A 21,366-nucleotide genomic window follows, 5' to 3' on the forward strand; every position below is an offset into this window, starting at 1 on the left:
GAATGCCTGTGGACTGCCATGCAAACACTGGAAAAAAGTGGGCGGGAAACCTCAGAAAAGAGAAGAAACAGGAATCTGTCTGGAGCAGACCCGTGATAACAGGTTCAAGCCGGACAGGAAAGATATCTGTAACTATTGAGAGGAATATTAGATAGTTGTAGATATTTAGTAGCGGAAGCAAAGGTTAATTACGGCATTTCTTGAAGAAGCAAAGCTATGGAAAGCAAACCAATCCCAGGATAATTTCACTTAATACAAACGGATACAATTAGTGAAAGATAGCTCCAAGCGTTTAAGAACATCCATCAGATAAGAGAAAAGCCTTGCGAGTATTTGAAATAGACTCGCAAGGTTTTTTAAATTAGTTGACCAAAAAATGATTTTGGTGTTTCTCTTTTTCGATCACATTCTGCTTCCTGTAGTCTGAATATGATTGAATCAATCCAGATCGAGTGAGAATAGTTCATTGATCTGATTGTCATCGAGGATTCGCTCTGAAGATTGACTGGCATTTTCTAACAGAGCGGCAACTTTATTCTCTACAGTCTTTTTGAGCAGTTTCTCCGTATCAATTCCTCGAAGTTCAAAGAAATAGAATGGGTTTTCATCCAGCTTAACTCCAATTCCATACATTACACAAGCTACATGTTTGCACATATATGCCCAATCAGGACAGCTGCAGTCAAATCGGATTTCATTTGGAGTAGGAAATAAACCACCTTTGCCTCTGAAGACTCCCTTTAATTCCTCAGGAAATTCTCCATGAGCTAAGGCTTCAAGAGAGCTGACTCTTTTTGTGCAGGTATTCATCAATTCTTCCATTTGCTTTTCAGGCAATGGATCGATTCGAACATGAACAGAGTATGGTTTTCTCCGACTTCCCTGTACTAATGCGTTAACCGATCCCTTTTTGATATTCAAATCAAGTAAGGTTCCGTTTCTTACATATCTTCTGCCGCGTTCCAGTCTGTTTCCATAATCTGCGTACTGCTCCAGATTCTCACACCAGGATTTTCCCCACCAGGATGTACAGATAGAACCAGATCTTGTATGAGAAATTACAGGCTCATATTTTTTCCCTTTTTTCCTGGCAGTGTTGGCAGAATCTCTGGCTAATCTTTGAAGTTCGCTTATGCTTGTGCTTTTATAATGTTCGAAACTCATACATCCAGCCTCATCAGTTGAATCAGTTCATCATTGCTCATATTGCTTAACATCTTCTCTGCTCCTTCTTCTGAAGTATTGATCAGAGAATCAGCCAGCAGCTGTTTTTCAAAAATGAGCTGATCGATTTTTTCTTCGATTGTTCCTTTGCAGACAAACTTATGAACCATAACATTTTTCTTTTGACCAATCCGGAACGCCCGGTCCGTTGCCTGATTTTCTACAGCTGGATTCCACCAGCGGTCAAAATGAATGACATGATTGGCTGCAACCAGATTTAAACCGGTACCTGCTGCTTTTAATGAAAGAACCATATAGGGGATATAGGTTTTCTGTTCATTGAAACGAGTCGCATATTCTGTTCTGGTTTTAACCGGAGTTGACCCATTAATAACCAGACCTTTTCTTCCAAAAATCTCTGCCAGATAATCGTCCAGCTCTTCTGTCATTGAGGCGTACTGGCTGAAGACAAGAACACATTCTCTTTTTTCAGCAATCGGTTCAAGAATCTCTTTAAGAAATTCATACTTTCCTGAATCCTGTGGCTTAAAGACTTCAGCTCCGGAGTACTGATCTGGATGATTGCAGATTTGCTTGAGTGCCGTTAAAGCAGCTAAAACTAGACCTTTTTTCTTAATTCCTTTATCATCCACATCTTCCTCTTCAAGAGCAGCTTCAAGTTCTTCCACCCGCTTGCGATACATGGCTTTTTGTTTGGCGGAAAGTTCGATGTAATCTGTCTGCTCAATTTTACTGGGCAGATCAGGTACGATCGACTGGTCAGTTTTTAATCTTCGAAGGATAAACGGAGCGATCATATTTCTGAGTTTTCCATATCCTTCAGGCTTTTCCTGCAGTTTTTTGGCGTATTGAGAAAACTGAGACTGATTACCAAGCAGTCCGGAATTTAAAAAATCAAAGATGGACCATAGGTTGGACAGATCGTTTTCAACTGGTGTACCGGTCAGGGCAATTTTCTGATGGGCAGGAATCAGTTTGATCATTCTGGTCTGCTTGGTCTTAGGATTCTTAATTGCCTGTGCTTCATCGAGAATCAGAAGATCCCAAGTTTGATTTTTCAGGGACTCCATTCGGCTGGCTATCCCATAGGTCGTGATATTAAGGAAAGAGGATTCTTCCTGTATTTTCTTTTCAAGTTTTTCTGCACTCATTCCATGAAGAATTGACAAAGGCATTTCAGGAACAAATTTTCTGGCTTCAGCCTGCCAGTTTCCTAACAGTGAAGCTGGAACAACCAGAAGAATCTTTGCTTCCGGATTTTTTCTGCGCAGACCTTCGAGATATGTTAATACCTGCAAGGTTTTACCTAATCCCATATCGTCTGCCAGCAAAGCTCCAAAGCCATAGGAACCCAGCATATTCAGCCAGTTCACGCCGCTCTTCTGATATGGGCGAAGTTTGGCATGAACACTTTTAGGAATAGCAGAAGCAGCCGCCTGTTTTGGGGATTTCATTTTTGCGAACAATCCGGCTAACCAGGCCCCGTTTCCAATCTCGGCCTTTGATGATTTGACCTTTTCTTCCTGCAGACCAGCTTCTTTTCGAAGCAGATCAGCCAGAGTCATCTCGTCGGATACTTCATCCATCGCAGCCAGCAATTCCTTGAGCTTTTCATGATTGACCTCAACCCAGCCATCCTTGATCAGCATCAGTCCTTCGTCCGCTTCGAGCAGTTTTTTTATCTCAGCTTTGGTCAGAGGTTTTCCATTGACCATCAGGGATGGTTTGAGCGAAACCAATGTTTCAACACCAAACAAGGATTGTTTTTTGCTTCCCATAGAAACACTCAGGGAAACGGAAGAATACTTTTTCTTCCACCAGTTTGGAACTCTGCATACCATTCCTGCTTTCATTAAATCGTCAGCACTCGAAAGAAACACAGAAGCCTCTTTTGCATTCAGACGAATTGGATGCATCAGTTCTCCTGAGACTGTAAACTCTTCAATCATTGGACAGATCTCGGAAGCTTTATTTAATCCAGAAAGAAGAGAAAGCAATTTATCCGGCTGCTCCTTAAAGTCGATCAGACATTGAGATAATGGAACATGCCTGACTTTTCCACTTTGCATTTTTCTTGTATATGTCACCATGAATGCAAATGGATATTGAGGATCATTCCTATTTTCAACTAACTGAAAACAGAGTTTATCCGGAGTATGAAGCTCGGGATTCTTCTTTACGAAATAGGATTTCATACTACCAGTTTCTGCTGCAGCATCCTTTTTAAAAGAATCATGAATCTTCTCAAAGAAAGCCTTCAGCCAGTCAGAATCAACCATTTCTGCATTGAGGACAAATGGAACATCCTGAATCATTGCATTCAGCTCATCTTCATCAAAAGACACTTCAGTATTTTCTCTGGTTTCTTCAAGCTCTGGCTTTTGCAGCAGCCTTTCGATATAGCGATCAACCAGCTTCTTGAGAAATCGTAAAACCGGATCAGTAAAAGATTCATTCAAAAAAGATTTCTCATACAGATAGTCATAGGGCTCCTGCAAAATCTCTTCGAATTTTTCCTGATCCTCTATCGTCAGGTCGTTATTATTCAGATCGAGTTTAAAGCCTTCAGGTGAAAAAAACGCAGTCAATTTCTGAGACAATAAATCCTCTTCTTTTTCAGGAGGACTTTGATGATGCTCTTTTAGATTCGTCTTTGCAGCAGGAACGCTGTTTTTCGTTTCCAATCTGTTTTTCCTTTCTACATCGTTTATTACGAATCGATGATTAATCGAGATTCTTTATATTTATGTTTTTATTTTTATAAAAGGAGCAGTCTTTTCGTTCCAGCCATCTAGCTATTGAAATCGTTCTGGATCAAGAAGTGCCGCAGGTCCAAGCTCAATACTTTCAAGAACCACAGAATCCAATGTATTTTCTGCATGATAGGTATAAATCAGACAGTTCCCGAATTTTCTCATCGCCCTGGCCCGATTTCTGTCAAAACTTTGTGCTAAATGAAATCCAGCTGAACCATGTCCAATAATCAGAATTGTGGCATCATCGGCTGTCTCTTCAAGAACTTTCCTAAATGCTTCTCTGCCCCTGATTGCTACATCTTCCAGATCTTCTCCTCCGAATTTTTTGACAAAAGCGCTGTTGGAATACTTTCCTTTAACTTTCTGAAATTCATCAACGGAAGAACCTTCGAGTTTTCCATAACCGGTTTCGATAAAGCCATCCATCGCGACAGCCTGTTTATAAGGACAGATCAGCATTGCTGTATCTTTGCATCTTTCTAAAGGCGATCTGTAAACCGCGTCAAAATGAATTTGCTGATCAGAAAAATACTGGCCGGTAATATAAGCCTGCATCTGTCCTAAAGCAGTCAGATCGGAATTGATCCTTCCCTGAACTCTTTTTGCAGCATTCAGTTCTGTCTGTCCATGCCGGACATAATAAATCGTTTTCAAAATTATTCTTCCTCGCTTTCATTTTGGCGATCTCAGATTAGCCATATATTTAACACGTCTGTTTCGATTTTGGCAGGAATGATGATAAATCTAAAAACCAAGAGAATCAGTTCAGGATGAACTGATTTCAAAATATTTTCATGATTCAAAGACTCTTCTATTGTCTCATTAACTTCTGAAAAATACAGATTCTTTTTTCAGCAAAACTTTTTCATAAAAAAATCCCTCAATCGATTATAGAAATACTTTTCTTTCTCGATTAAGGGATTTTTATGATTGGTTTAAGACAGCCTGTCAAATCATTCATGAATTAAACTTTATAGTTCATGAAGAACTGGAGTCATTTTTCAGTTATTTTGCTCAATCAATTGATTGTGTTTAGTTTACTAAAGTGTTTCAGCTTTATCCTTCATGAGTTCAACCATAACGGCTTTTTGAGCATGCAGACGGTTTTCAGCTTCTTCAAAAATTTCATCCGCATGATCTTCGAATACTTTTTCCGTAATTTCCTGACCGCGATAAGCAGGAAGGCAATGAAGAACCATGGCAGAATCTTTGGCGTTGCTTAAAAGTTCGTCATCAAGAGTATATCCGGCAAAGTCTCGGATTCTCTTTTCCTTTTCATCTTCCATACCCATGGAAGCCCAGGTATCCGTAATGACGACGTCTGCGTCTTTAAGAGCTTTAGCAGGATCATTGCAGAAAGTGAAATCTGGATTTTCCTTTGCAAATTCCATCACTTCTTCAAGAGGTTCATATCCTTCTGGAGTAGCTACTGAAACTTTCATTCCTGTTTTTAAACCACCGACGATTAAGGAATTGGCCATATTATCGCCATCCCCAATGTAGCAGAGTTTGAGTCCTTCAAGTACGCCATATCTTTCCCGGATCGTCATCAGGTCAGCTAAAACCTGGCATGGATGATACTGATCGGTTAATCCATTGATCACAGGAATACTTCCATATTCGGCAAGATCATCCACTTCTTTTTGATCGAAGGTCCGGATCATGATTCCATCCAAATATCTGGAAAGAACACGGGCAGTATCCTGAACGGGTTCTCCGCGTCCAATCTGCAAATCACGGCTTGAAAGGAACATTGGCTGTCCGCCAAGCTGATAAATACCGGTTTCAAAGGAAACACGGGTTCTTGTTGAAGATTTTTGGAAAATCAGTCCGACTGATTTTCCCTGCAGATGAGGATGGGCGATTCCATGTTTTTTTTCATATTTAAGCTGGTCAGCAAGATCTAAAAGCCCGATGATTTCATCCTGGCTTAAATCGAGCAGTTTTAATAAATGCTTCATTCTTCAATTACTCCCTTAATGATTGAGGCTGCCTGTCTGATCTGATCTTCACTGATCACCAGCGGCGGCAGCAGTCTGATTGTATCTTTTCCTGCCTTAAGAACGAGAACTCCCTGATCCATGCACTTCTGAATCAGATCAGCGATCTTTTCGGCAGGAACCTGAATTCCGATCATTAATCCCTGGCCTCTGACATCAAGAACATTTTCGGAATCAATTTCATTTAATAACTCTCTGAATAGTTTTCCCTTGCGGTTTACCTCAGCTAAAAATTCAGGATCTGCAACAATATCCATTACTGTATTCGCAGCTGTCGCAGCTAATGGATTTCCACCAAAAGTGGTTCCATGATCACCGGGTTTTAAAACCCCACTCGTCTTTTCTCCCGTCAGAAAACCACCAATTGGAACCCCGGCACCCAGTCCTTTAGCCATGGTTACAATATCTGGCAGAATATCATAGTTCTGATAGCAGAAGAGATTTCCTGTTCTTCCAATCCCTGTCTGAACTTCGTCAACGATAAATAAAATATCCTTTTCATTACAAAGTTCTTCGATCGCTTTGACGAATTCGGCTTCCAGGGGGCGTACTCCGCTTTCTCCCTGGATCAATTCAACCATGATGGCCGCAGTCTGATCATTAACGGCTTCTTTTAAAGCGTCAATGTCGTTAGCCGGAGTATAAACAAATCCATTGGTAAATGGAAAAAAGTTCTGATGGAAATGATCCTGACCGGTTGCTTCCAAAGTGGCAATTGTTCGGCCATGGAAAGAGTTAGTCAGGGTAATGATCTGATAACGATCTTTTCCATATTTATCTGCTGCATATTTTCTGGCCACTTTAATCGCCCCTTCATTGGCTTCAGCTCCAGAATTCGCAAAGAACATTTTCTGCATTCCACCAGAATTTGCGACCACTTTTTCAGCGGCTTCGATCATGGGCAGGGTGTAATACAGGTTACTGGTAGAAAGAACCTTATGAATCTGGTTTTCAAGATTCTTTGTCAGTATTGGATGATTATGACCTAAGGAATTGACTCCAATCCCACTGGTCAGATCTATATATTCTTTGCCATTCACATCGTACAGAAGAGCACCTTCACCATGATCCAAAGCCAGATTAAAACGGCTGTAGGTTGGCATGACAACTTCGTGTTCTCTGGAAATAATTTCATTCAGTTCCATGATTTATTTATCCTTTTCTGAATTCAGAAATCCTGATTCATTTATCTGGAATTTCAGAAGATAAACTTCTAAATTATCCTGATCAATCAGGATTATTGCTTCTTATGGTTTTTCTGCTGCTTTTTAAGCGAGTGATTTTAAGTCTGCAATCGGTTACTTAGAATTTCTAAAATATCAAAAGCCGGTCTCAGTTTAGTTCTGAAGCCGGCTGGCTATCGAAAATGTTTAAAACAATATTTCAATCACTAACTGCTCTACTCTTGGTCAAAGATTGAGCAGAAATACAAGTGTGATTGATTTGTTTATCTCAGGAGAACATCGTTCCAATTCCGGCATCACTGAGCAGTTCCATTAAAATCGAGTGTGGAATTCGTCCATCCTGGATACTGACGGATTGAACTCCCTGTCTGACAGCTTCGACGCAGCATTCGACTTTTGGAATCATTCCTCCGGAAATCACACCTTCATTAATTAATGCAGGCACCTGGGAGACTTTCAGTGATTCGATTAATGTAGATTCATCGGCTGGATCACGCATTAAGCCTTTTACATCCGTTAGCAGAATCATCTTCTTGGCTTTTAAAGCCGCAGCGATTTTGCTGGCGGCTAAATCGGCATTGATATTATAGGAGCGGTCATCTTCTGCGCCTCTGGCAACTGAACTGATGACTGGGATATAGCCATCTTCAATCAGACGGAAGACAATTTCCGGATTGACATGAACAATATCTCCTACCTGTCCATAATCGGTTCCTTCCTGATCGGTATGAGGAACTGCCATAAACAGATTTCCATCCAGACCGGACAAACCGATTCCCTTGCCATCAAGCATCGCCGCCAGATCCTTATTGATCTTGCCGCACAGAGTCATCTGAACTATCTCCATGACATTTTCATCGGTGTAACGCAGTCCCTTTACAAAATGGGTTGGCCGGCCTGTCTCCTTGAGCATTCTTGAAATATCCGGACCACCTCCATGGACTAAAATGACATGAATGCCTACCAGATGAAGTAGAAGAACATCTTCAATGACTGCCTGTTTGAGTTTTTCATCGATCATTGCGTTGCCGCCGTATTTGACAACAACAGTTTTTCCAGCATATTCCTTAATATATGGAAGACCTTCAATCAGGATCGCCGCACGCTCTTCTGGTCTCATGTTCTGTAGTCCTTATTGATGGTGACATAGTCATAGGTCAGATCGCATCCCCAGCAGGTTGCGCGCTCATTGCCTTCATGCAGCGTAATCAGAATATCGATGGCATCTTCGCCAAGGATTTCATAGGCGACATCATCATCGGCTTTCGTTTCTCTTCCATCCTTACACAGAACAATTTCACCTTTGGCGCTTCCAAAAGCAATATCGACATGGTCAGGATCAAAGTCTGCACCAGAATATCCCATCGCGCAGATCACTCGTCCCCAGTTGGCATCGCGTCCAAACATAGCGGCTTTGGTTAACGAACTGCTGACAACGGAGCGAGCCAGTGTTTCAGCCTGATCTTCTGTTTTCGCACCGCTTACTGTGCAGGTAATTAAACGGCTTGCTCCTTCTCCATCGGCTGCAATCTGAATCGCCAGACATTCCATCACCTGATGCAAAGCAAAGAAGAACTGTTTGTATTCCTTACCTTCAGAAATGATTTCTTCATTTTCTGCCTGTCCATTGGCTAAAACGATCACCATATCATTGGTGGATGTATCTCCATCGACTGAGATTCGGTTAAAAGTGGTTCTGACATTTGCCTTTAAGGCTTTTTGCAGCATCTCACTGGAGATCGCCGCATCAGTTGTAATGAAGGCAAGCATCGTTCCCATGTTGGGATGAATCATTCCACTGCCCTTGCAGATTCCTCCGATGTGACATTCTTTTCCATTTAATTCAAAAGACATTCCACAGGTTTTTGTCTTTGTGTCTGTAGTCATGATGGCCAGATTGGCAGCTTCTGAATTCTCGTTTGAAAGCTCGATTTTTGGCAATGTCTTCAAAATGGCATCAACATTCAGCTCCTGGCCAATCACACCAGTTGAAGCAACCAGTACATCTTCCGGTTTCAAGCCGAGAACTTCAGCCACCTTCTGGGCTGTTTCAATGGCATGCAGTTCGCCATTCATGGCCGCGGCATTGGCATTGCCGGAATTTATGATAATAGCCTGCGCTCTGCCATTACTCAGGTGCTCTTTTGTCACCTTCAGTGGCGCAGCCTTGACAACATTCGTAGTATAAACAGCTGCTGCATTGCATGGAGTAGAACTGTAAATGATCGCTAAATCATCTTTTGTACTTCCCTCTTTGATTCCTGCATGAGCAGCCCCTGCAGTAAATCCCTTCGCAAAACAGACTCCTTTGTTTTCTTTACTCATATCCATTCCTTTCAGGCCGGGTCATTATTTATATTTCAGAGAAGAAAACAGAATATTCAAAAAAGTCTTGACTTTTGGCTCATGAAATTTCTGTTTTTCCCGGACTTTCAGTTTTTTAGTTTACAGGTTCAATGAATGATCCGATTTAAATCCCAAACTATTTTGTAAAATTAGTCGTATTCCAAGCTTTATGAAACGAAATTTCACATAAACAATCCAAAACTAAAGATTGAGTCCTGCTTCTGGCTTCAGGCCAAGCATCAGATTCATATTCTCAACCGCAGCTCCAGAAGCTCCTTTGCCTAAATTATCGAATAAAGCACTGATTAAAATCTGATCCTCATTGCCATTGACATGGATCTCCATTAAATCCGTATGAGCCAGGCGATTGGCTTCAAGCCGTCCGGAATCAGGTTCATCAGCAGCTTTGATCGTTAAGGCATCCCGATAAAAATCAGAAAAAAACTTTCTGAGCAATTCCGGGCTTACTTCCTTACTAAATGCTTCCTTATTAAATGCGATTCCTGTCAGCATTCCACAGGGATAATCATCCACAATCGGAACAAACAAAGGCCTGGTTTTCAGGGAACATTCATTCATCATCTCTGGAATATGCTTATGCATTAAATTCAATCCATACCAGGCTGGAGCCTCGTTGCAGAGCTTTTTTTCTTCTTCAAATTCATGAATCATCTTCTTCCCCCCGCCGGTATATCCGGTTAAGGACCAGCTTGTAATAGTTGTTGATGGATCAAGTAGGCCGGAGGCTATCAGCGGATAAACCATAGCGATAAATCCGGAGGCATGACAGCCGGGATTCGCCACCAATCTGGAATTGATGATTTTCTTTTTGTGATTTTCTGAGAGCTCAGGAAATCCATACGCCCAATCCGGATTGGTGCGATGCGCTGTAGAAGCATCAATAATCTTTGTCGATGGATCACACAATTTAACGGCATCGATGGCTGCCTGATCCGGCAGACATAAGAAGATCAGATCGGCTTTCTTCATCATTTCTTTTCGAGCTTTGTCATCATGCCGGAGTTTGTCATCCAACAAAAGCAGCTCGATATCATCGCGATCTTTTAAGCGGCTGATAATCTGCAGGCCTGTCGTTCCTGCCTGTCCATCAACATAAACTTTAGGTCTGGATTCAAGCATCTGTATTTCCTTTCCTGATTCGAAAATATAATCTTTTTTCTTATATCAAATGCAGTCCACATTCAATTTGAGCATGGACTGGTAATTACTTTTGAAACATTCACATTCCTTCGAGAATGTCTCTACTGTTTTCAATTTGAATAATACTCATTATTAAAGGCTGTCTATAAATTCTTCCATGACTTTGATCTGGCGACTGACTTCTGCTGGAGAAGGTCCGCCTTTAGTCAGTCTGGCATTCAGACAGGTCAACAGATCAATGGCATCATAGACATCGTCTTCAAAGAGATCGGAATACTCCTTCAGTTCATCGAGTGAGAGTTCGTTAAGACCCTGTTTCTTTTCAAGAGCCTTTGCGACTAACTGTCCGGTAATCTTGTAGGCATCCCTGAACGGCATTCCTTTTCTTGTCAGGTAATCCGCCATATCCGTAGCGTTGATGAATCCTTTCATTGCCGCATTCTTCATATTCTCATCAAGAACCTGCATCGTTTCGAGCATTGGAATTAAAACCTGAAGGCAGATTTTGACGGTATCAAAGGCATCAAAAACCGATTCCTTGTCTTCCTGCATGTCTTTGTTATAGGCAAGAGGAATTCCCTTCATCGTCGTTAACAATTGCATTAAATCCCCATATACCCTGCCGGTTTTTCCGCGAATGAGTTCGCAGATGTCCGGGTTTTTCTTCTGAGGCATAATGGATGATCCTGTAGCAAAAGCATCATCGAGTTCAATGAACTTGAATTCCCAGGAACACCAGGCAATCACTTCTTCGGATAATCTTGAAAGATGCATCATCAGAATGGACAGATCGCTCATCGCTTCAAGACAATAATCACGATCCGATACGCCATCCAATGAGTTATCACAAGCCTTTGAAAAGCCAAGCAGGGAAGCGCTCAGTTCTCTGTCGAGTGGATAAGTGGTTCCTGCCAGGGCCCCGGATCCTAAAGGACATTCGTCCATTACTTCTAATGTGTTATGGATTCTTTTTACATCCCGCCTGATCATATTGGCATAAGCCATCATTTCGTGTCCGAAGCTGATTGGCTGCGCCCTTTGAAGGTGAGTATATCCAGGAAGAATCGTATGCGTATTTTCCTTAGCAATCTGTACCAGTGTTCTGAGCAGTTCCTTTAACAGTTCAGAAACTTCAAGAAGTTCCTTGCGGACATAGAGTCTGACATCTAAAGCAACCTGATCATTCCGGCTTCTGCCGGTATGCAATCTTTTACCGGCATCCCCGATCTTTTCAGTAAGAATCTGCTCAATTGCCATATGGATGTCTTCATATCGCTGATCTAGAACAATCTGTTTTTGATCAAGAGCTTCTTTAATTTCTTTTAGCCCCTGATGAATGGCTTCTTTATCTTCCAAAGAGATGATGCCCTGTCTGGCCAGCATCTCAGAATGTGCTAATGAGCCTTCAATATCCTGCGGATACAACCGCTGGTCGAACAAAATGGAGGCATTGAATGCATTGACCGTTTCGTCAGTATTCTTTGAGAACCGGCCAGCCCAGAGCTTAGCCATATGGATTACTCCACGTCAGGGAAGCTTTGTCCCTCATTCTGTTCAAGTGCCATATTATTTAAAGCTCTGACCTTTAATGGCAGACCAAACAGATTGATGAATCCTGCTGAATCCGCCTGATCATAAGCATCGTCTTCATCAAAGGTAGCCATTGCATTGGAATATAGAGAATATGGAGAAGTTACACTGGCTGGAATGATGTTTCCTTTATATAGCTTCAGAGTGACATCCCCGGTTACTGTTTCCTGAGTTGAATCAACAAATGCAGAAAGAGCTTTTCTTAATGGCGTATACCATAAGCCGTTATAAACCAGTTCTCCAAATTTATGAGCAACCTGATCCTTATAATGGCTGGTTTCCTTATCTAAAGTAATTTCTTCTAATTTCTTATGAGCGGCATAAAGGATGGTTCCGCCCGGGGTTTCATAAACCCCTCTGGATTTCATTCCAACCAGTCTGTTTTCTACGATGTCGAGAATACCGATACCGTTTTTACCGCCAATTTCATTTAACACAGCTACGATTTCAACTGGTTCAAGCTGCTGATCGTTGACCATTGTTGGAACCCCTTTTTCAAAATGAATAGTGACATATTCAGGAGTATCTGGAGCCTGTTCTGGTGAAACGCCCAGTTCAAGGAATCCAGGTTTATTTAATGGGGCTTCATTGGCTGGATCTTCCAGGTCAAGTCCTTCATGAGAAAGATGCCAGAGGTTTTTATCCTTGGAGTAGTTGGTTTCCTTATTAATCTTTAATGGAATGTTATGAGCTTCAGCATAAGCGATTTCTTTTTCTCTGGAGTTGAGTTCCCAGAACCGCCATGGAGCGATGACATCCATATCCGGAGCAAATGCCTTAATGGCCAGCTCAAACCGAACCTGGTCATTTCCCTTTCCGGTGCAGCCATGACAGATGGCATCAGCGCCTTCGGCTTTTGCGATTTCTACAATTCTTTTTGCGATTAAAGGTCTCGCAAAACTGGTACCAAGCAGATAGTCTTCATAGGCTGCTCCGGCTTTCAGGGATGGAAAGATATAGTCTTCAACAAATTCTTTTGTCAGATCTTCAATGTAAAGTTTGCTTGCTCCAGTAGCCAATGCCTTTTCTTCAAGGCCTTCCAGTTCAGAAGCCTGACCCACATTGCCGCTGACTGCGATAATTTCAGCACCATAGTTTTCTTTAAGCCATGGAATCAGTACGGAAGTATCCAAACCACCGGAGTATGCAAGAACGATTTTTTTGTACGATTTATTTTTATTATTAAGATTGCTCGACATGATGATAATTTCCTTTTCTAGAGGCTTAATGCCTTTCTTTTTCTTTTTTTCTGATCTGAATCTGCCAGACCGCTTCAAAAAACACGAAGTAAATAAACAAAAATATCTGATCTGCTTTCATAAGCAGAGGCAGTTCTTCGTCGGACTTTCATGACATTTCACCTCTTCAATCCTCGCAAAAACAAAAAGTCCTTCTCCATCAACTGGAAAAGGACGACTATGCGCGGTACCACCTTTATTCTTCTGAAAATGAAACTCAAAGTGAGTCAACCAAAAGGAATTTTGCCTTCACTTTCAGTTTCCTGTTCAGAAACACTCGAATCCTGTAACGGGGATATCCGTCATTCGCTCGCAAAGCTTTGCGAATGCACTCGAGAACACGTTCACTGATCTTCCTTGCTTCTTTTCACCCACCAGAAGCTCTCTGAAAATTGCGGATCAGTTACTACTTTCTGTCTTTGCTTTTGAATATGCGTTGATTATAAGCACTGTTCTAATCGTATTGCAAGTGCAAGTCATGAAATATTTTCATTTTTCTGTAAATTGTTGAAAGAAATTATTTTTTTGGATTTCTGATGTTATTTATCGGCTCCCCTCTTACATATTCGTAAAGCAGACGCCCTTTCATAAAGCTGAATCGATTCCGGCCGGCAGAATCTTTTATCCTTTTTTCTTTTCAAGTTCAAACTCTTCTGGTTATTGCTAAGAAAGCGGATTTTGCGGTTTGAACTGTCCTTCTTTTTGCTAGACTTGAATTATGACACTTAATCAGATCCATCACTTTCTGACGATCGCCCGGTTTGGCTCTTATTCAAGAGCCGCTCAGGAGCTCTATATTACCCAGCCCGCACTGACCAAATCGATCCGTGAACTTGAAAACGAACTCAATGTCCAGCTCTTTTTGAGAAGCGGACGCGGAATTGTCCTGTCCGCTGAGGGAGAAAAATTTCTGTATGAAGCCAAAGAACTGTATCGTCAGTACGAAGCGCTCATGCTTGAATATACCGACGCCAGTCGAAGAAAGCAGTCCTTTTCTGTCGTAACGCAGCATTACTCTTTTGCCATTCAGGCCTTTGTCTCGCTCGTAGAGCAGACGGGTACCGGGTGTTATGATTTTGCGATTAAAGAATGCCGGACCCGGGAAGTCATCGATGAAGTCAGCAGTATGCGTTCTGAAATCGGAATCCTCTACATTTCCAATTTCAATAAAAATGTGATCCGTAAAATTCTTTCCGAAAACAATCTTGCGTTCAATCCTCTGATTGAGTGCGAAGCCTATGTCTATATTACGGATCATCATCCACTCGCATCCTTTTCAGGCGTAACCTTCGATATGCTTGAACCCTACATCTGCCTGACCTTTGAACAGGGAGAGGACGCCTCATTCTATCTGACTGAGGAACTTTATCCAAGACAGAAGGTTTCGCGAAAAATCACTGTGAATGATCGTGCAACCATGCTGAATCTGATGAATGGACTTGATGGCTATACCATCTGCTCAGGAATCATTTATGAAGAACTAAACGGCGAAGGTTACAGAGCGGTTCCGATTCATGATGAAAATCAGGAGAAGATGCAGATCGGCTACATTCATCGAAAGAGTCTTGCCTTATCCGAACTTGCCGAGATGTATATTTCCAAACTGAAAGCGATTCTGCAGCCTTATCAGCAAAAACGGCCTGATTCCAAGATCCTTCAAAATCAGAAGAACCCATAAATATAAGTTATCGGTAACGATCAATTATAACCATTAGATTCAAACCTTGAAATCTCCTATCATATTTTCCAGGCAAGGCCCGAAAAATGGGTACGCAGGAAAGTATGATAGGAGATTTTTTAATGATTGAACTTCAGAACATTTCCAAAACATTCTCTACAAAATCCGGCGATGTCCGTGCACTTCAGAATGTGTCGCTTCAAATTGAAGACAGAGATATCTTTGGAATCATCGGTTTTTCCGGAGCCGGAAAATCTACTCTTGTCCGCTGCATCAATCAGCTTGAAAAACCGGATCAGGGAAAGGTCCTGATCAACGGTCAGAATATTCTTTCTCTTAAGAACAGAGAACTTCGGAAAGCCCGCAAAAAAATTGGCATGATCTTTCAGAGCTTTAATCTGATGCCTTCGAGAACGATAGCTCAGAACGTCGCCTATCCTTTAAAAGGCTCTCAGCTCAGTGCACAGGAAAAAGAAGAGCGTGTAAAAAGCATGCTGCAGCTGGTTGAGCTTGAAGACAAGGCCGATGCCAGACCCCATCAGCTTTCGGGAGGTCAGAAACAGCGGGCTGCTATTGCAAGAGCTCTTGTCAGTCATCCCGACATTCTTTTATGTGATGAAGCAACCAGCGCTCTTGATCCGATCACAACCCGCGGCATTCTGAAGCTGCTCAGAAAGGTCAATGAGGAACTGGGAATTACACTTGTGATCATTACTCACCAGATGGAAGTCGTCAAAGAAATCTGCAGGCATGCCGCGATTATGGAAAACGGGATCTGTATTGAAAGCGGAGAGACATTCGATATTTTTTCTTCACCGAAACACGAGGTCACCCGCAGGTTTCTCAATACAGCCACGAATCTGCAGAAAATTGATGAGCTGATTGAAGAAAACGCAGAACTTACAAAGCTCTCAGATGATGAGATTCTGGTTCGCCTGACCTTTACGAACAAAGAAACAACGCAGCCTCTTTTATATGAACTGACTAAGCGTTTTGACTGCTGTGTCAATATCGCTTTTGCCGACATTGAATACGTTCAGGGATCTCCTATCGGAGGAAGCGTAGTGATCCTTAAAGGAGATCCTGAAGCCCTTGAAAAGAGCCTGAAATTTCTTGAAGAATCATCGATACGAGTGGAGGTGCTCTCTCATGTCTGAGTGGTTTCCAAATGTTCAAGGCCTGTGGTCTGAATTTATAACCGCATTTCAGCAGACCTGCATCATGCTGGTCTGGAGCGGATCCATTTCCTTTCTTGGCGGACTGATCCTTGGGATCGCGCTGGTCATCACCGCTCCAAAAGGACTTTGTGAAAACCGGACTGTGCATCAGATTCTTGGTTTTGTCGTGAATCTGTTTCGTTCGATTCCCTTCATTATTCTGCTGACCTGGGTTATGCCTGTTACCCGCCTGATCATGGGTACAGCAATCAATCTTGAAGGAGCGATTGTTCCATTAATCTTTGGAACCATTCCTTTTTTCTCCAGACAGGTTGAATCGGCCCTCTCTTCAGTTCCTTATGGACTGATCGAAGCAGCCAGAGCCATGGGCGATTCAAATTGGCAGGTCATCTTCAGAGTTTATCTCAAAGAATCCATCGCTCCTCTGGCTAGAGCAGTGACCATTACCCTCGTTTCATTGCTTGGCCTGACAGCCATGGCCGGAGCCGTTGGCTCAGGTGGACTGGGCGATTTTGCCATCCGTTATGGTCATGACAGAAATATGCAGGATATCACATGGCTTGTAGTCATCTCGATTGTGATCCTGGTCTGCATCATCGAAGTGGCCAGCCAGATCATCATCCGCCGCCATACCTATGAATAGATACAAATTCATTAGCCCGGTTTTGTTTGCTGAAATTTGAAACAAATTCTGATACGAAACAAAGTTAAATTGAAAGTCAAAAAGAAAGTTAAAGAGAACACTGAACAGAAAGACAGAACGAAAAGAGATCGAATCACTCAGCCTGACAAACAGGCCCATTCGAAACTCTCAATTGAAAGGAATCCCAAAATGAATAACTTCAAATTTACCACTCAACCCTTAAAAGAAACAAAATCTGCTGCCCTTTTCCTTCTGAGCGCAGCGCTGTTTGCCGGCTGTTCATCCAAAACTGACAGCTCACAGAATACTGCCGATGTTAAAAGCGATGAGGGCAGCGAGCAGTCTACAATCAAGCTCGGAGTAACCGGTGCCATCTATGAAGACATCTGGCAGCCTGCCAAAGACAAACTTGCTGATGACGGAATCAATCTCAAATTTGTACAGTTCTCCGATTTTTCTACCCCGAATAATGCACTTAATTCCGGTGACATTGATCTTAATGCCTTTCAGCATGAAATCTACCTGAATACCGAAAAGGAAAGCCAGGGCTATGAAATCGAACCGATCGGCTATACTTTCATCATTCCCCTCAACATTTATTCTTCAAAATACAAATCCCTCGAAGAACTGCCTGAAAATGCAGTCATCGCCATTCCCGATGATCTGACAAACGGCGGCAGAGCGCTCAAGGTGCTTGATGAAGCCGGATTAATTGAACTTGATGAAAATGCAGATTTCAGTCCGACTGTTAAGGACATCAAAAGCTCAGATAAGAACATTCAGATCAAGGAACTGAAAGCCAATACTCTGCCTTCAGCATTGCCAGATGTTGATGCAGCGGTCATTACCGGCAACTTTGCTCTTGATTATGGTCTGAAGACAGAAGAAGCCATCTACAAAGATCAGTCACTCGATCAGCCAGAATACTGGTGTCTGATTGCAGCCAGAAGTGAAGATCTGAAAGATCCTGACAAAAAAGCAGCTTATGAAGAGGTCGTTGAAGCTTTTCAGCAGCCTGAAACCGAAGACGTTTTCAATAATGATTTCGGAGGTTATTTTATTGCGGAAGGATGGAATGAATAATGGGACTGGAAAATCTGAACCTGAAGGATATTTTTTCGGATAACGAAAATCCATCCTTTCTCAAAGAAGAGGACTGGCATGATCAAACTGGTCAGCTTGAACTGATCATCCCTGAAAACGACCGATTGATTATCGGGGCTGAAAATATAGAAAGACGCTGGTCTGAGAATCACCAGCATCAGCTCACTGAAAATGCCAGAGCAGAAATACTCGCCTTTCCGATCATTGCAGAAGAAGTCAGTGAACTGCTCAGATGGGCCAGCCGTTATAATGTTCCAGTCACCCCCAGAGGAGCCGGAACAAATTTGACCGGATCTACAGTTCCGCTCTATGGAGGACTAGTCATCGATCTTTCCAGAATGAATCACATTCTTTGCCTGGATGAAGATACGATGACGCTCAGTGTTGAACCTGGCGTGCTTCTTGAAGACGTCCAGGATTATGTTTCGCAGCGCGGATATTTCTATCCGCCTGATCCAGGTGAAAAAAAATCCACAATCGGCGGTAATATCGCCACAAACGCAGGCGGTATGCGTGCTGTCCGATATGGGGTTACACGGGATTATGTTCGAAAGCTGCAGGTCGTTTTTGCCGATGGAACAATCAGTGAGCTAGGCTCTTCTACAATCAAGGACGCTTCGGGTCTGAGTCTGAAAGAGTCACTGATTGGTTCTGAAGGCACACTTGGAATCATTACCCGGGCTGATCTGAAAATCCTGAATTCTCCTGAATTCTCCAGAAGCGTGCTTCTTGCTTTTTCAGATCTTGAACAGGCCGGAAAAAACGTGCTTGAAATTCTCTCTTCTTCTCTGAATCCAACAGCCATCGAATTCATGAACCGCACAGTCGTGCAGCTTGGAGAACAGTTTCTCAATTTTGCCTATCCTTTTGAAACAGCCGGCAGTTATCTGCTGCTTACATTCGATGGATCAGAAAATGTAGTCAGAGAGCAGCTTGACCTGTTAAAAGATCTTGCCGAAGAAAACGGAGCGATTGGTCTTGAAGTGCTTGATGATCCAAAGCGGGCGGCCAGAATCTGGCAGGTACGCGGAGCGTTATGCACAGCTGTTGAAGCAACCAGCATGCAGGAACCGATCGATATCGTCGTGCCGATTGATAAGATCTGCCGGTTTGTTCGTTTTGTCGAAGATCTAGAAAAGAGAAGTCAGCTGCAGATGGTCAGCTTTGGTCATGCTGGAGATGGAAATATTCATCTGTGCATCGTCAGAGGCCAGCTTGATGAAGACGAATGGGAAGAAAAGCTCGCTCTGGTGCTGCAGACTCTTTATGATGAAGCTTATGCATGCGGCGGTCTGGCTTCTGGCGAACACGGAATCGGGCTGCAGAAAAGGAAATATTTCCTAGCTCACAGCGATCCTTCTGTGATTGCATTGATGAATGGAATCAAGAACGCTTTTGATCCAGCACATATTCTCAACAAAGGAAAATCCTATGTAATCGAGCAGGAAAGGAACATCTATGCCTAAACTTTCAAAAAGAACCAGCCCGTTTACCGATTCAGTGATCCGCCGCATGAGCAGGCTTTGTCTTGAGCATGATGCCGTTAATCTGTCTCAGGGTTTTCCGGATTTTGATCCTCCGGCAAAAATCCTTGAACGTCTGGCAGAGTGCACCCGAGAAGATGTTCATCAGTATGCCATTACCTGGGGGGCGGCCAATTTCAGAGAAGCTTTAGCAAAAAAGCAGTCGCACTTAATGCAGATCCCCGTCGATCCCGAAAAGAACATCACTGTGACCTGCGGCAGCACCGAAGCGATGATGGCGGCTATGATGAGCGTATGCGATCCCGGTGATGAGGTGATTGTCTTTTCTCCATTCTATGAAAACTATGGAGCTGACTCGATTCTCTGCGGAGCAAAACCGATCTATGTACCGCTGATTCCCCCAGAATTCAATTATGATCCCAAAGCCCTTCAGGCTGCATTTCAAAGACATCCCAAAGCGCTGATTCTTTGTAATCCAAGCAATCCATGCGGCAAGGTTTTTACAGAAAAAGAATTAAATGAAATTGCAGATCTTGCTAAAAAATATGATGCCTATGTGATCACAGATGAAGTCTATGAGCATATCGTCTATCCTCCAGCCCGTCATATTTATATGGCTTCTCTTGATGGCATGGCCGATAGAACAATTTCCTGCTCTTCCCTGTCAAAAACCTATTCAATTACCGGATGGCGGCTTGGTTATGTCATTGCGCCAGAGAAGATTACTGAAGAAATTCGGAAAGTTCACGATTTTCTGACTGTTGGGGCGGCTGCCCCTTTGCAGGAAGCCGCTGTGAGCGGTCTGCAGTTTCCTGAACAATACTATCAGGAACTGCAGGATCTCTATCTTGATAAAAGAGATTATTTCTGTGATGGACTAAGAAAGATCGGGCTGAACATTTCCATTCCTCAGGGAGCTTATTATGTGCTTGCCGATATTTCAGAATATGGATATGACAATGATGAACAATTCTGTGAAGACTTAATCAAAAAAGTTGGTGTCGGAGCCGTTCCAGGCAGCAGCTTCTTTGCCGAAGACGAAAACAGATATATCCGTTTTCATTTTGCCAAGAAAAAGGAAACGCTCGATGAGGCCTTACGCCGCTTATCCGCACTGCCTGAAAAAATGAAATCACACTGAATGCTTTCTTTAAACATTCAGTGTGAATCGATGCATTTAATTTAGAAATCCAACCGAGCATAAATCCATCCAATAAATGAGGGGCTGTTAAATTTCTGACAGTCCAAAAATAAAAAGAGGCACCTGATCCGTAATGGATGAGGTGCCTTTTTTGGTAAAATATGTTCATGCTTAATAAACAAAATTACCAAACACACTATAACTCGATTCAGGGCCGTTTGCCACTGCTCCATTCTCTCTTCCCTCATATTGAGATGGATTCTGTCTTCACTACTGTCAGTTCCTTTGTCGATGATTATCTCGACCTTGCCCTTTATCCTTCTTTTGCCTCCTGGCCAGCCTGCCATTTCCCAGCAGACGCCATGCTCAAAGCTGCTCTGATTTCTTTTACTCTTTATGGCTACTGCTCTTTGCGGCAGCAGGAAGAACTTTATTCTCACGACATCCGTCTGCTCTGCCTTTTCAATGGCGAAACTCCTTCTTACGGTACAATTTCCCGCTTTCAGAAGGAATGCCTTACTCCATGCATGGAGGATCTCTTTACGGAATTCAACCGCTATGCCGAACAGAATGATCCTCAGATAGACTCTTCTGTCCTTTATCTGGATGGAACAAAAATTGAAGCCAACGCCAACAAGATGACATTCGTCTGGACAAAGGCCACTCAGAACAATATGA

At 42.6% G+C, this 21,366-nt stretch carries 17 protein-coding genes and 1 other annotated feature; of the genes, 7 read left to right on the forward strand and 10 right to left on the reverse strand.

All coding sequences use genetic code 11. From position 1 onward, the window contains the following. Positions 1–438: 438 nt before the first annotated feature. From BO222_RS03395 to BO222_RS03440, 10 genes are all read right to left on the reverse strand, one after another. Positions 439–1,164: an SWIM zinc finger family protein gene (locus BO222_RS03395; protein WP_075818340.1), complete on the reverse strand. Its 726-nt coding sequence runs from the start codon at positions 1,162–1,164 to the stop codon at positions 439–441. Beyond that, entirely contained in the window at positions 1,161–3,869 is a 2,709-nt protein-coding gene (locus BO222_RS03400) for a DEAD/DEAH box helicase (RefSeq protein WP_083647652.1), read from the reverse strand. Before BO222_RS03400 ends, BO222_RS03395 begins: the two co-directional genes overlap by 4 nt. 111 nt (positions 3,870–3,980) lie before the next feature. Next, entirely contained in the window at positions 3,981–4,595 is a 615-nt protein-coding gene (locus BO222_RS03405) for a histidine phosphatase family protein (RefSeq protein ID WP_075818342.1), read from the reverse strand. 386 nt (positions 4,596–4,981) lie between these two features. Beyond that, positions 4,982–5,902, reverse strand: a complete 921-nt coding sequence (argF, locus tag BO222_RS03410) for an ornithine carbamoyltransferase (protein WP_075818344.1) — start codon at positions 5,900–5,902, stop codon at positions 4,982–4,984. After that, positions 5,899–7,086 carry an aspartate aminotransferase family protein gene (locus tag BO222_RS03415; protein WP_075818346.1) on the reverse strand — a complete coding sequence of 396 codons (1,188 nt, stop codon included), beginning with the start codon at positions 7,084–7,086 and terminating at the stop codon, positions 5,899–5,901. The genes argF and BO222_RS03415 overlap by 4 nt, the downstream gene beginning before the upstream one ends. A 307-nt stretch (positions 7,087–7,393) precedes the next feature. Then, positions 7,394–8,245, reverse strand: coding sequence for an acetylglutamate kinase (argB, locus tag BO222_RS03420; protein WP_075818348.1), 852 nt, complete (start codon positions 8,243–8,245; stop codon positions 7,394–7,396). Beyond that, positions 8,242–9,450 (reverse strand): bifunctional glutamate N-acetyltransferase/amino-acid acetyltransferase ArgJ, encoded by a 1,209-nt coding sequence (gene argJ, locus BO222_RS03425; RefSeq protein ID WP_075818351.1) that lies wholly within the window; start codon positions 9,448–9,450, stop codon positions 8,242–8,244. The genes argB and argJ overlap by 4 nt, the downstream gene beginning before the upstream one ends. Before the next feature lie 222 nt (positions 9,451–9,672). After that, positions 9,673–10,611: an N-acetyl-gamma-glutamyl-phosphate reductase gene (gene argC, locus BO222_RS03430; protein WP_075818353.1), complete on the reverse strand. Its 939-nt coding sequence runs from the start codon at positions 10,609–10,611 to the stop codon at positions 9,673–9,675. A gap of 153 nt (positions 10,612–10,764) precedes the next feature. After that, a complete protein-coding gene (argH, locus tag BO222_RS03435; protein WP_075818355.1) occupies positions 10,765–12,144 on the reverse strand; it encodes an argininosuccinate lyase in 1,380 nt (459 codons plus the stop codon). Positions 12,145–12,149: 5 nt separating this feature from the next. Continuing rightward, entirely contained in the window at positions 12,150–13,421 is a 1,272-nt protein-coding gene (locus BO222_RS03440) for an argininosuccinate synthase (RefSeq protein WP_075818357.1), read from the reverse strand. A gap of 206 nt (positions 13,422–13,627) precedes the next feature. Next, positions 13,628–13,889 (reverse strand) — a binding site (T-box leader). A gap of 289 nt (positions 13,890–14,178) precedes the next feature. On the opposite strand from BO222_RS03440, the gene BO222_RS03445 reads away from it, so the two are divergent. The 7 genes from BO222_RS03445 to BO222_RS03475 form a co-directional block, all read left to right on the forward strand. Beyond that, positions 14,179–15,138 carry a LysR family transcriptional regulator gene (locus tag BO222_RS03445; protein WP_075818359.1) on the forward strand — a complete coding sequence of 320 codons (960 nt, stop codon included), beginning with the start codon at positions 14,179–14,181 and terminating at the stop codon, positions 15,136–15,138. Between the two features lie 104 nt (positions 15,139–15,242). After that, positions 15,243–16,295: a methionine ABC transporter ATP-binding protein gene (locus BO222_RS03450; RefSeq protein WP_332888860.1), complete on the forward strand. Its 1,053-nt coding sequence runs from the start codon at positions 15,243–15,245 to the stop codon at positions 16,293–16,295. Beyond that, the gene (locus tag BO222_RS03455; RefSeq protein WP_075818360.1) at positions 16,288–16,959 is read left to right on the forward strand and encodes a methionine ABC transporter permease; all 672 of its coding nucleotides are present in this window, start codon (positions 16,288–16,290) and stop codon (positions 16,957–16,959) included. Before BO222_RS03450 ends, BO222_RS03455 begins: the two co-directional genes overlap by 8 nt. Positions 16,960–17,148: 189 nt before the next feature. Then, positions 17,149–18,042, forward strand: a complete 894-nt coding sequence (locus tag BO222_RS03460; protein WP_075818362.1) for a MetQ/NlpA family ABC transporter substrate-binding protein — start codon at positions 17,149–17,151, stop codon at positions 18,040–18,042. Then, positions 18,042–19,529, forward strand: a complete 1,488-nt coding sequence (locus tag BO222_RS03465) for an FAD-binding oxidoreductase (RefSeq protein WP_083647654.1) — start codon at positions 18,042–18,044, stop codon at positions 19,527–19,529. Before BO222_RS03460 ends, BO222_RS03465 begins: the two co-directional genes overlap by 1 nt. Further along, the gene (locus tag BO222_RS03470) at positions 19,522–20,688 is read left to right on the forward strand and encodes a pyridoxal phosphate-dependent aminotransferase (protein WP_075818364.1); all 1,167 of its coding nucleotides are present in this window, start codon (positions 19,522–19,524) and stop codon (positions 20,686–20,688) included. Before BO222_RS03465 ends, BO222_RS03470 begins: the two co-directional genes overlap by 8 nt. Before the next feature lie 167 nt (positions 20,689–20,855). After that, positions 20,856–21,366 (forward strand): transposase (locus BO222_RS03475; RefSeq protein ID WP_198931985.1); only part of this gene is annotated, 511 nt, incomplete at its 3' end.

This window comes from Ileibacterium valens (assembly GCF_001945525.1).
GTDB classification, from domain to species: Bacteria; Bacillota_I; Bacilli_A; order Erysipelotrichales; family Erysipelotrichaceae; genus Ileibacterium; species Ileibacterium valens.